The sequence below is a fragment of the Flavobacterium sp. genome, from assembly GCF_043756175.1.
Lineage (GTDB): Bacteria > Bacteroidota > Bacteroidia > Flavobacteriales > Flavobacteriaceae > Flavobacterium.
Genome location: NZ_JAYURN010000147.1, coordinates 1 through 12,219, shown reverse-complemented (window position 1 = coordinate 12,219; position 12,219 = coordinate 1). Strand labels below are relative to the sequence as shown.

Annotated in this window: 17 protein-coding genes; 16 read left to right on the top strand and 1 reads right to left on the bottom strand. The window is 36.7% G+C overall.

Features of this window, described 5'->3' with window-relative positions:
• Positions 1 to 3: 3 nt before the first annotated feature.
• From ACH2BP_RS11380 to ACH2BP_RS11305, 16 genes are all read left to right on the top strand, one after another.
• The gene (locus ACH2BP_RS11380) at positions 4 to 288 is read left to right on the top strand and encodes a hypothetical protein (RefSeq protein ID WP_395059984.1); all 285 of its coding nucleotides are present in this window, start codon (positions 4 to 6) and stop codon (positions 286 to 288) included.
• A complete protein-coding gene (locus ACH2BP_RS11375) occupies positions 281 to 580 on the top strand; it encodes a hypothetical protein (protein ID WP_395059982.1) in 300 nt (99 codons plus the stop codon). The genes ACH2BP_RS11380 and ACH2BP_RS11375 overlap by 8 nt, the downstream gene beginning before the upstream one ends.
• A 1-nt stretch (position 581) precedes the next feature.
• Complete coding sequence (locus ACH2BP_RS11370) at positions 582 to 1,421, top strand: nucleotidyltransferase (protein WP_395059980.1); 840 nt, start codon at positions 582 to 584, stop codon at positions 1,419 to 1,421.
• Complete coding sequence (locus ACH2BP_RS11365) at positions 1,411 to 1,875, top strand: hypothetical protein (protein ID WP_395059978.1); 465 nt, start codon at positions 1,411 to 1,413, stop codon at positions 1,873 to 1,875. The genes ACH2BP_RS11370 and ACH2BP_RS11365 overlap by 11 nt, the downstream gene beginning before the upstream one ends.
• Entirely contained in the window at positions 1,875 to 2,714 is an 840-nt protein-coding gene (locus ACH2BP_RS11360; RefSeq protein ID WP_395059976.1) for a hypothetical protein, read from the top strand. Before ACH2BP_RS11365 ends, ACH2BP_RS11360 begins: the two co-directional genes overlap by 1 nt.
• Complete coding sequence (locus ACH2BP_RS11355; protein ID WP_395059974.1) at positions 2,714 to 3,208, top strand: hypothetical protein; 495 nt, start codon at positions 2,714 to 2,716, stop codon at positions 3,206 to 3,208. Before ACH2BP_RS11360 ends, ACH2BP_RS11355 begins: the two co-directional genes overlap by 1 nt.
• A 24-nt stretch (positions 3,209 to 3,232) precedes the next feature.
• Positions 3,233 to 4,111, top strand: coding sequence for a hypothetical protein (locus tag ACH2BP_RS11350; RefSeq protein ID WP_395059972.1), 879 nt, complete (start codon positions 3,233 to 3,235; stop codon positions 4,109 to 4,111).
• Positions 4,112 to 4,121: 10 nt separating this feature from the next.
• Positions 4,122 to 4,325, top strand: coding sequence for a hypothetical protein (locus ACH2BP_RS11345; RefSeq protein WP_395059970.1), 204 nt, complete (start codon positions 4,122 to 4,124; stop codon positions 4,323 to 4,325).
• Between the two features lie 172 nt (positions 4,326 to 4,497).
• Entirely contained in the window at positions 4,498 to 4,629 is a 132-nt protein-coding gene (locus tag ACH2BP_RS11340) for a hypothetical protein (RefSeq protein WP_395059968.1), read from the top strand.
• A complete protein-coding gene (locus ACH2BP_RS11335; protein ID WP_395059966.1) occupies positions 4,626 to 5,321 on the top strand; it encodes a hypothetical protein in 696 nt (231 codons plus the stop codon). The genes ACH2BP_RS11340 and ACH2BP_RS11335 overlap by 4 nt, the downstream gene beginning before the upstream one ends.
• Positions 5,297 to 5,746 (top strand): GNAT family N-acetyltransferase, encoded by a 450-nt coding sequence (locus tag ACH2BP_RS11330; RefSeq protein WP_395059964.1) that lies wholly within the window; start codon positions 5,297 to 5,299, stop codon positions 5,744 to 5,746. Before ACH2BP_RS11335 ends, ACH2BP_RS11330 begins: the two co-directional genes overlap by 25 nt.
• A 47-nt stretch (positions 5,747 to 5,793) precedes the next feature.
• The gene (locus ACH2BP_RS11325) at positions 5,794 to 6,411 is read left to right on the top strand and encodes a formyltransferase family protein (protein ID WP_395059962.1); all 618 of its coding nucleotides are present in this window, start codon (positions 5,794 to 5,796) and stop codon (positions 6,409 to 6,411) included.
• Positions 6,412 to 6,500: 89 nt separating this feature from the next.
• On the top strand, positions 6,501 to 7,589 hold the full coding sequence (locus ACH2BP_RS11320) for a DNA cytosine methyltransferase (protein WP_395059960.1): 1,089 nt from the start codon (positions 6,501 to 6,503) through the stop codon (positions 7,587 to 7,589).
• A gap of 191 nt (positions 7,590 to 7,780) precedes the next feature.
• Positions 7,781 to 9,634, top strand: coding sequence for an alkaline phosphatase D family protein (locus tag ACH2BP_RS11315; RefSeq protein ID WP_395059958.1), 1,854 nt, complete (start codon positions 7,781 to 7,783; stop codon positions 9,632 to 9,634).
• Between the two features lie 136 nt (positions 9,635 to 9,770).
• Entirely contained in the window at positions 9,771 to 10,625 is an 855-nt protein-coding gene (locus ACH2BP_RS11310; protein ID WP_395059956.1) for a transketolase, read from the top strand.
• Between the two features lie 80 nt (positions 10,626 to 10,705).
• Positions 10,706 to 11,659 carry a transketolase family protein gene (locus tag ACH2BP_RS11305; protein WP_395059954.1) on the top strand — a complete coding sequence of 318 codons (954 nt, stop codon included), beginning with the start codon at positions 10,706 to 10,708 and terminating at the stop codon, positions 11,657 to 11,659.
• Positions 11,660 to 11,744: 85 nt separating this feature from the next.
• Here ACH2BP_RS11305 and ACH2BP_RS11300 read toward each other — a convergent pair.
• The coding region (locus tag ACH2BP_RS11300; RefSeq protein WP_395059952.1) for an FKBP-type peptidyl-prolyl cis-trans isomerase at positions 11,745 to 12,219 on the bottom strand (475 nt) is incomplete at its 5' end.

Below are 12,219 nucleotides of genomic sequence, written 5' to 3'. Positions count from 1 at the left end.
AAAATGAGAGATATACTGCTAGACGAAAATAATGATTTAAAAATTATAATTGGAGACTTTTCAACTGGAGAGAGTACAAATCAAAATATAGAACTTCTTTTTAAAACTTCTCCAGGAGAATGGAAGGAACATATTGAAACTGGTATTGCCATAGAAAGGTCAAGTAACGGGAATTTAGATCGCTTTTTAGATAGAACCATTAGGGTACAAATGGAGGCAGACGGATACAATATTGAAAAATTAGTAATTAATGAATTAGGAGTTTCAATTGACGGACAATATGAATGATTATAAAGTATATGAAGGTCAAACCCTATATGATGTATGTGCGCACGTATATGGTCATATTGATTCCGTAATGGAAATATCAATAATAAACGGAATATCTCCAACGGATGTATTAGTTACTGGTCAAGCTATAAAGTTGATTGATAGTAAACCAAATACATTGGTAAAGAAAGTATTAGAGAATAGAAATATAATTCCAGCAACGGAACTCAACGAAGAACAAAAACAAAACCTTCCGCCAAATTTCGGAATCGGAAAAATGGCAATAGGATCAACATTTATAATCAGATAAAATGGCAAGAACGGTAACGGAAATACAGCAACAGATATTTGCAAATATCACGGCAAATGAAGATTTAGCAACGCTTAACTCAACGAGTAAAGTTGCAATCTATCGTTTAATTGTGTTTGCAGTTTCGTATGCTGTATGGACTTTAGAGCAACTCTTCGACATTCACTCAGCACAAGTTGACAAAGCCATTTACGAAAACAAACCAGGTACCGCACGTTGGTATCGCAATATGAGTTTGGCGTTTCAGTTTGGGTTTAATCTTTTGACTGATGACGACGAATTTGACAACACAGGTCACACAACCGACGAGATTGAAGCTTCGAAAATTGTACGCTATTGCTCGGTTAAAGAATCGTTAGAATCAAGCCGACTAATCATAAAAATAGCGGGCGAAAGTGGCGATGATTTAATTCCGCTTACCCTAACACAAATTACAAGTTTTGGCTTTTATATGGGTGAAGTTGCGTATGCAGGTGTTAAAGTAAATATTGTAAACAACCCAGCCGATAAGTTGAACTTGACTTTAAGAGTTTACAGAAATCCGTTGGTGATTGACGAAAACGGTAACAACATTCTTACAGGTGGAAAATCTGTCGAAATTGCTCTAAAGCAATACATAAAAAATTTGCCATTTGATGGGGAATTGGTCATAAATGATATGATTGATTATTTGCGCGATGTTCCGGGTATAGAAAACGTACACGTCATATCTGCACAATCGAGCTATAAAGATTTGGTAACTGGTTTATACACACCATTCGTAACGATTGATGTAAAAACCATTCCAGTCGCTGGCTATTTTGAAATTCCAAATTTTGACAATGTAAGCTATGTGGTATAAAATAGATTACAACCGATTGGCAATTTTATTGCTGCCAACCTTTTTGCGAAAGCCAATATTGGTCGGTTACGTTCAAGCGATTTTTGGGTCTATCGATGCGGTGTATTATGATTGGAAGCAAAAGCGTGATTTCGATTGGTATCGTTTAACGCATACAGGTCAGGTTTGCAAATTACGAAAAGTGCTAAATGACAATTTAGACCCGAGTTTAAGGCGAATTTATATAGGTTCTGGAACATCGTTCCCACGAGAATATATTTATACTGAAGCGGAAAACAAACCTAGATATTTAGGAACATTTTTTATAAAAAGTCAAAATGAATACGAGAATACAGGTGTCGATTTTATTGTTTTTGTACCAACAGAAATCATAACCGCATCGATATACCAACTTAAGTATTTATTGAATTATTACAAACTGGCGGGCAAACGCTACAAAATAGAACCAATATAATGAATAGGCAAGATTTTAATCAAAGCGGCGGTTTTCCTTTTCAAACGGAGACACTCGACGAAATGCAAAAAGCCACAACACTTTTTAATAAGTTCGGCGATTTAGCTGGCAACTTTGCAATTGTATCGGGTTGCGTGGTTACGGGCGCTGTAGTTTCTGACGGTTCGGTTTTTATAAACGGCGAACTGTTAGAATTTAGAGGAGGACAACTCGGAACCGATGTTATTATCGTTGAAGAAATTACAGCTCAAGAGTTTGAAGACGGGAATGATAAAGATGTTTTGTATGTGCGTTACGCCACTTTCGGAATTGGTGTAATATCGTTTCCCTGGACAGATTTCAAACGTCCAAAAACAACCATAGCACTTACAGAAGAAAAAGCCGAACAAACCTTAATCGACACGCTTATTACAAGAATTGAAACTTTAGAAGGTAGACCACAATCTAATGTGCCAATAGGTATGATAGCCATTTGGGACAGACCAGCAAACGAAATACCTGCTGGTTGGCAAGAATACCAACCTTTACGTGGGCGTATGCCAATAGGACTAGATCCTAATTACGATAATAACGTGACTGGAGATAGGACCAATTATAATTTACAAACGCTAAACTATAATGGTGGTAAGCGAGAACATCAATTGTCAGTAGCTGAAATGCCATCGCACAACCACAATGTGCCTAATACTGATTCTAGTTTAATAGCTCATCAAGCTAATGGTATCGCAACTGGTGGCGGTGGTTTAGGATTTGTTGGTATCGCTCCTGCAGGTGGGGATTTAAAACATACAATAATGTCGCCTTATAGAGTTGTTCAATTTATTAAATACGTAGGATAATGGCAGTTACACCTTTAACAACGATAAAAAACTGGTTTAAAACTGGTTTAAAACCAACACAAGCGCAATTTTCGGATACGTGGGATTCTTTTTGGCACAAAGACGATATGATTCCTATTGCTAAAATAGATGGCGTAACGGCAATTTACAACGCAATAAATAATCACATAAATGATGAGAACGCGCACGCCACTATTTTAATCAAATCGCGAATTTATCCTTTTGGAACGTTTCAGATATTTAAAGCAGCGGGAAATACTAATGATGAAGCTCTCGAAATAAGAGACTTTGGCGCTGGTTTTATAGATGAAGCAACATTTATGCCTTTTGGTATATTTTTAGGTGGCAACCCACAATTGTTGGAGAGTTGGGACACGAGTCCAATGTTTTACCCAACTGAAGAAGGTGGCGGTGGACCAGGCGGCGGAGGTGGCGGAGGTGGTTTAGAAACTGGCAGTAAAAGTGGTGGCGAAATTACGCCTGTTGACGTATAACTTTTAATCTTAAATAAATACACAATGAAAAGATTTTTTTTAATTTTCGCGCTAACGATTTCGTTAGCTGCATGTTCGCAAACTCAAAATTGGATGGGTCCAAAAACAGTTGGTAGTACATTTAAACTGTTAAATGTTCCGCAGAACAATCTGAATACAAAGATTTTATCCCTTAATTCAGCAGGTAATTTACAATACCGAAATGCTTCTACTTTTGCCCAAGATAGCAATGTAGTTCATCTTGACTTCCCTGAAACAATTATAGGAAATAAATTATTTGAAAACGCTAGCTTGTCTTTCAATAATGGTTCGGTTAGGTTTTATAACCCAAGTGATTATGCCTACGCAGCTTTAAAAAATGAGGCTGGTAGTTGGTTTTTTGGAAACACAGCAGGAGGTTGGGACTTTTCGTGTGACTTTAATGGATTTTATACATCTAATGCTACGGGAACAATCAAGGGAAACTTTTTAAACACAGGACTCACGGCTAATAGAAATTGGATTTTGCCAAATGCTAGTGGAACTATCGCTTTGTTGTCGGATATACCTAGCATACCTAATACTATAAGATATGTAGCTCTAATTTCAATGAATGGTACTAGTACACCTACAGCTACTGTTTTTGAAAATACAACTGGGTCGACGATTGAATTTTTTAGACAAAATGTTGGAGAATTCTATGTTTTTAAGACTGGTGGTGCTCCTCTTGGAGATTATACTAAAATGAATATTAATCTATCCATAAGGACTATAAATGGAACAGCGCCAATAATAATTACATATAAATATGGTGGAAGTGGTGAATTAGTAATACAGACTTTCACTACTTCCACAAATCCACCTACAAAAATGGATTTCAGTGAAATTGATAAAATAAACATCGAAATAACAATATATCCTTAAAATCACAAATATGAAAAATATATTGACAAAAAACTGGGCTTTTATTGGCTGGTTATTAGCGGTTCTTTTAGACAAATCGACAGGATTTGTAGAGCATTTTGTGCCAGATGCTTTTTGGCAAAATTTCATTTACGTTGTAGGTACAGGAGCATTAGCTTACTTCTGGACATCGAAATATAATGTAGCTATTGCAAAAAAAAGATTACGAAAGTAACAACTTCAAAGGAGGATTGAAGTAAAAAAGTCCTCCAACATTTAAAAACTTTCTCAGGGTATTTTAAAATAGCAATAAAGCCACAGGCGTTGGAGGACATAAGTCTTCTATGCCTGTGGCTTTGTTATTTTATATATCCTGAGAATTACAAAAGTAAACTAAATTTTGAGATATGGCAACAAAACCATTTTTATACAAACAACAATATGGCGTGATTGTTATTTGCGAATCCGAAGACGACCAAAAAAAAATATTTGAAGAATTACAGAAAAAAGGATTAAAACTAAAAGTAGTAACTACGTGAAAATAGTAATTGAAAACAGTACGAAAAACTTTGAAAGTTATCGTGCGCAAAGAGTAAAATCGTTGTTTAACGCCGAGGACGGTTCGAGTTTCAAAACCGAAGCCAATATCGATATTGACGATATGGATTGGGGAATTGGTTTAATTGTTGGGGCGAGTGGTTCTGGCAAGACCTCGATAGGAAAACAATTTTTTGAAACCAATAAAATGCACGACCTGTACCAAGGTTGGGATTGTTCCAAACCAATTATTGACTGCATTTTGCCCGATGGCGATTTCAATACGGCAACTGGAGCATTGGCGGCTGTCGGTTTGGGTGACGTCCCGAGTTGGTTACGACCATTTAACGCGTTATCGAACGGACAGCAGTTTCGTGCGGGTTTGGCACGATTGGTAACCGAAGCCCCAGACGAAGTTGTTATCGATGAGTTCACAAGCGTAGTTGATAGACAAATTGCGAAAATTGGAGCGTTGGCGTTTGCTAAAAACTGGCGTAGAAACAAAGGCAAGAAAGTAGTTTTGCTATCGTGCCACTATGATATTATCGAATGGTTGCAACCAGACTGGGTATATGATGTAAATACCAAAGTATTAAAAAAAAAATTGAAATCGACAAACGCCCGGACATCAAAATTGAAATTTGGAAGGTCAACGGAACTTATTGGAGGTTGTTTAAAGAGCATTATTATTTAGACCTCGCTCACCCACCTGCAGCGGAATATTTTGTGGGAGTTGTTGATGGCGAACTTGTGGCACACGTTGCAGTTTGCCCATTGTTTACAGCCAATGCCTATCGTGCAACTCGTTTGGTAGTGATGCCAGAATGGCAAGGTGCGGGAGTTGGAACGGCTTTTCTAAACGAAGTTATGCAATACCATCTGGAGGGTAACGGAAGGTGTAACCGAAAGTTGCACACGTTTTTTCACACTTCGCATCCGCAATTATGTGGCTATTTAAGAAATGCAAAAGAGTGGATTCAATCGGGAGCGATCCTCTACGGAGCAAACAAAACAAGAAGTAACGCTAGTATTGTAAAAACTGGAAAAGGTGGATTGACAGGGTGTGGTTATGGCGGACATTTTAGAGCAGTGCAAAGTTTTAAGTATTTAGGAAAATGAAGAAATTAAGAGTTTTTATAAGTTGCCAAAAGTATTTTGGTCAAGAAGTGTTTCGGCTGTGTAATAGTTTGGAATTTGTTGAAGTGGTAGGCGTTTGTGCGCCACTTGATGATAAATATATAACAAAGCTCGCGCATATTTTTAATGTGCCATTAATTCCTGCAGGAACATTGAACGCTGATACTATGCCTAGTGATATTGATTTGGGCATAACGGCACATTCGTTTGATTATATCGGAAAGAAAACCCGATATAAGTCCAAATTCGGTTGGATTGGTTACCACCCGAGTTTGTTGCCACGGCATCGTGGACGTTCATCAATTGAGTGGGCGGTTCGTATGCGTGACGCAATTACTGGTGGGACTGTGTTTTGGTTAAATGACGGTATTGACCGTGGAGATATTGCTTACCAGGAGATAGTATTTATAGACCCCAAATTATACGGAATTGAGCCAAAAAAGGCGGCGAGAATATTATGGGAACACGAACTGCAGGCAATGGGTTTACGATTAATAGAAAATGCTTTGACTGATATTCATAAAGGCATAATCATTAAAAAACCACAGCAAAAAGAATACAGCACATTTGAACCAAATGCAGATGTGAAAGATGTATATAAACCAGATTTGTTGATGCTCGAAGCACACGCTTCGCCATCTAACTGATTACTATGTAAAGATAGTTTATATCAATGAGTTGTGCAAGTTTTTTTACTAAAAAAACGCACTTTTTTTATAATTTTTTAGGTTAAAATATGAGTGATTTATTGAGCTACAGGTGGGCTTTGAGCGATGCGATTTTTACAAAAGACAAAGGAAAAGTGTTTTCGTGTTTTGCATGTGGTGGCGGTTCTACAATGGGCTACAAATTAGCGGGTTTTGATGTGGTTGGTGTGAATGAAATTGACCAACGTATGGCGGATATTTATATTAAGAACCACAACCCAAAATATGCATTTATTGAGGGAATTCAAACTTTTAAGGACAGAAACGACCTACCAAAAGAGTTGTATGAGTTGGATATTTTGGACGGTTCGCCTCCGTGTAGCAGTTTTTCAATGAGCGGAAACCGAGAGAAAGACTGGGGCAAGGAAAAGAAATTTAAAGAAGGTCAAGCGGACCAGGTTCTGGACACGCTCTTTTATGATTTTATTGATTTGGCAGAAAAATTGCAACCAAAAATCGTAATAGCCGAGAATGTTACGGGTATTCTAAAGGGCAACGCTCGGGATTACGTTCGCAGAATTATGACCGCTTTCGATAAAGCCGGGTATTTGATGCAGGAGTTTGAACTCGATAGCTCCAGAATGGGAGTGCCACAAAAAAGAGAGCGCGTCTTTTTCATTGCCGTTCGTAAAGATTTGGAAGCGTTGTTGCCAAAGCCACAGGGACTGCTATTTTGCGAATTCCCGCACTTAAATATGAAATTTGGGCGTGAACCTATTCCGTTTGAAAATATACGCACAGAGGACTTAAACGACAATAGTTGGACAGACCACGACCAATACGTTTGGGACAGGCGTGTAATTGGCGACCGTAAGTATTCAGACGTTTTGATGCGTGTACAGGAAAGGAACTCAAATTTTAATAGTTCGTTTATCTACCCACACCGACCAGTTCCAACCATTGCCAGCTCGGAAGGTTCTAAACTTACGCTATTTGATGAGCCACGCAAAATGAACTCTAAAGAAATGATACTGGCGCAGTCGTTTCCACTTGATTATGACTTTGGCAGTAATAAGTGTTCAAAAATTCAGTATGTGGTTGGTATGAGTGTTCCGCCGCTTATGGTTGCAAACTTGGTAACGAGGATTTATGATGAGTGGCGCGTGTTGTTTGATTAAAGTTTAAAACCCATTTAAACGTGCTTTAAATGGGTTTTAATTTGTGATTGGATATTGAGTGTATTTGTGGAAAAATTGGGCATCTGAAATTAAATTTATGGGCATCTGAATTTTTCGATTATAAATGCGTGCATAATATATTATCATATTCTAAAAATTAATATTGCATAAAATTTTTAACGAACATTCAAATGAAAAAAATTACGTTGCTTTTAGCATTAATAACTTTTGGTTTAGGTTTTAGCCAATCAAACTTAACATTAGACCCTTGTTTAAAACCATTTTATCATGGTGTCGCTTCTGGAGATCCATTAAAAGACAGAGTAATTATTTGGACTAGAGTTACGCCAAATGATATAAGCAATGTAACGATTACTGGAACTTGGAAAATTGCTACAGATAATCAAATGAGCAATGTTATTACATCCGGTTCTTTTACAACAGACACAAGTAAAGATTTTACAGTAAAAATAGATGTTACAGGATTAAAAGCTCAAACTTATTACTATTATCAATTTCACACTAACGGATTAGGAAGCCCGATTGGACGAACCAAAACAGCTCCTGGTGACACTACAACTAATGCTCGTTTTGGAGTGGTTTCATGTGCTAATTTAGAAGCAGGTTTTTTTAACGTGTACAAAGCCATGAATGTTAGAAATGATATTGATGCAGTACTTTGTTTAGGAGATTACATCTACGAATATGAAACAGGCGGTTATGAACCGAATACTGCTACACAAAGATTTTGGCAGCCTGCTACAGAAACCATAACACTTGCCGATTATAGAGCGCGCTATTCCGTATATCACTTAGATCCAGATCTTAGAAGAAACCATCAATTATACCCTTGGATTCCTATTTGGGATGATCATGAATCTGCAAATGACAGCTGGAAAGACGGCGCAGAAAATCATAATACAGGTGAAGGAAACTGGCAAACCAGAAAAAACGATGGTAAACAAGCTTATTTCGAATGGTTACCTATCCGTCAAACCAATCCTACAGATCCTTATCAAATTTACAGAGAAATCACTTATGGCAAGACAATCGATTTAATTATGCTTGATACTCGTTTAGAAGGTCGTGATGAACAAATTGGAACCACAGGAACTAGTGTGAATAGTACAACCAGAAAAATGATAAGCAATGCACAAAAAATCTGGATGAATGATAAGCTACTTAATACTACATCAAAATGGAAGTTTTTAGTACAACAAGTTATGATGGCTCCGGTAAAAGTTTTTGGTTCTCCAATGAATGAAGATCAATGGAATGGCTATCCGGCTGAAAGAGATAACCTTTCCAATTTTATTGTAAATAATAACATCAATAATTTTGTTGTTCTAACTGGTGATATACATACCTCCTGGGCAAATGATTTACCAAAATCAAATTATGTTTCCAGTACTGGTGCGGGATCTTGGGGTGTTGAATTTGTAACTCCAAGCGTAACTTCTCCTGGCGGTCCAGTTGAACTTATATTTGGAAATTCATTCGTGAAATATAAAGAAGGAAGCAAAAAAGGTTTTATTATTCTTGACGTCACTGCTCCAAAAGTACAAGCAGATTGGTATTATGTAAGTACAATCAACTCTTCTTCATCGACACATCAAGTTGGAGCTTCTTGGTATGTTCTTGATACTGAAAATCATTTGCGTCAAGCCACAAATCCTATTCTCGCTTCAACTGCAATTACAAATGTCATACAACCTGATCTTTGCTTTACTCAAGTACTAAGCACTAACCAAATCTCTGAAGACATTAAGATACTTTCACTATATCCCAATCCTTCTGACTCTTTTTTTACAATACACTACAACTTGAACCAATCAGGAACAGTACATTTAAAAATTATTGATTTAACTGGTAAAGAAATTAAAAAATTTACAACTTCAAAACATTCAGGTGTTTGGACAGAAAGATATCCAACATATGATTTACCAAATGGTACTTACGTAATGACTATTATTTCTGATAATTCTATGACTACTCAAAAATTGATAATTAGTCATTTGAAGCATAAATTTGATAAATACCTTTAAGTCCCGCATGTTGCAAAATAGACGTTCGGGACTTTTGTATGTTCTGTTTCTTTCGATTTTGAATCTACTTTGTGTTTAATTTTAAAAAATCCAATTATCTGATTATCTTTGCCGAAGTCTAATTTTATAACACATAATGAAACCAAACACGCAACAACTTCAAGAGTTAACAACACAAGTTCGTAGAGACATTCTCCGAATGGTACATGCCGTAAATTCAGGTCATCCCGGAGGTTCACTAGGTTGTACCGAATTTCTAGTAGCACTTTATCAAAACCTTATGAATCGCAAAGAAGGTTTTGACATGAACGGTCACGGTGAAGATTTATTCTTCCTGTCAAACGGACATATTTCGCCAGTTTTTTACAGTGTCTTAGCACGTAGTGGTTATTTTCCAGTAGCTGAATTAGCAACTTTCAGAAAAATAAACACTCGTTTGCAAGGTCACCCAACAACTCATGACCACTTACCAGGTGTAAGAATTGCTTCTGGTTCACTTGGACAAGGTTTGTCTGTAGCCATTGGAGCTGCACAAGCAAAAAAACTAAATAACGATTCGAATTTGGTTTATACTCTTCATGGTGATGGTGAATTGCAAGAAGGACAAAACTGGGAAGCTATCATGTATGCTTCTGCAAAAAAAGTAGACAATCTTATTGCAACTGTTGACCTAAACGGAAAGCAAATAGACGGAACAACTGACGAAGTTTTAAACATGGGAAGCATTCGAGCGAAATTTGAAGCTTTCGATTGGGACGTTATCGACATTAAAGAAGGTAACAATATCGAAGCCATACTTGCTGGTATGAATGATGCAAAATCTAGAACAGGAAAAGGAAAACCAGTTTGTGTATTACTTCACACGGAAATGGGGAATGGTGTCGATTATATGATGTATTCTCACGCTTGGCACGGAAAAGCACCTAATGATGCTCAACTAGAAAATGCATTAGGGCAAAATTATAATACTGGAGGTAATTCAGACTACTAGAATTAATATTGTTTGATTTATAATATCTATTAATAGATTATTTTAATCTTTCAATTTTTTAATCTTTCAATTCAAAAAAAATGAAAAAATATATAAATACAGGAAGCAAAGATACCCGTTCGGGTTTTGGTGCTGGAATGACAGAATTAGGACAAACAAACGAAAATGTAGTAGCACTTTGCGCTGACTTGATAGGCTCTTTAAAATTTGATGATTTCAAGAAAAATCACCCAGAACGTTTTTTTCAAATCGGAATTGCTGAAGCCAATATGATTGGAATTGCAGCGGGATTAACTATTGGTGGAAAAATTCCATTTACTGGAACATTTGCTAACTTTTCGACAGGAAGAGTTTACGATCAGATTCGTCAAAGTGTAGCGTATTCAGATAAAAACGTTAAAATTTGTGCTTCTCACGCAGGTTTAACACTAGGTGAAGATGGTGCAACCCACCAAATTCTTGAAGATATTGGTTTAATGAAAATGTTACCAGGAATGACTGTAATCAATACTTGCGATTACAATCAGACTAAAGCAGCTACTCTAGCATTAGCAGACCATCATGGTCCAGTTTATTTACGTTTTGGTCGCCCAGTTGTACCTAACTTTATGCCTGCCGACGAAAAATTCGAAATAGGAAAAGCTATTTTATTAAACGAAGGAACAGATGTAACTATCATTGCTACTGGACATTTGGTTTGGGAAGCATTAATCGCTGCCGAAGCATTAAAAGCCAAAGGAATTTCGGCTGAAGTAATAAATATTCATACTATTAAACCTTTAGATGAAGCTGCTATTTTAAAATCATTAGCAAAAACAAAATGTATTGTTACTGCCGAAGAACATAATATTCTTGGTGGTCTTGGAGAAAGCGTTGCTAGAGTTTTAGCATTAAACAATCCTGCACCGCAAGAATTTGTAGCGGTAAATGATAGTTTTGGCGAAAGCGGAACTCCAGAACAACTCATGGAAAAATACAAACTAAACAACCAAGCGATTGTTGAGGCTGTTGAAAGAGTTGTGAAGAGAAAATAATATTCTAAATATTATTGTAAAAAAAAATCCCGTGTCGTTATAAAAAACGACACGGGATTTTTTTGTGTATTCTAAAATTTAATTTCTATTGACAAGCTGCACTTAAATGCTTTTTCTTTCCATCTGTACATAAAGGAATACTTGCAAAAGGATAATATCCTCCAGAAGGATTTTTTATTTCCGTTTTAGTAGGAATACCATCTCCATCATCATCTATATCAAAATAATTAGGAATACCATCGCCATCAGAATCATCATTTGTTGGATCTCCATCGCCATTTGCATCTTCATATCTAGAATCTATCCTGTCAGCATCATGGTCTACAAAATTTACATCTTTTAGTTTAAAACTAAATATAAGTGGTGAATACGAAGGAATAAGCCCAAGACTACCACTATAATAAGCCAATCCTGAAGGTAAAAACATAACTCCTGCACCAAACCCAGAATAAATAGGATTATTTATGTCTGTAACATCTTTGTTCCCTGATTTAAACAATGGGATAATTTCTTTCCATCCCTCTACAACTCTAGTAAGGCTAAAAAAAGTTGGATTGGGG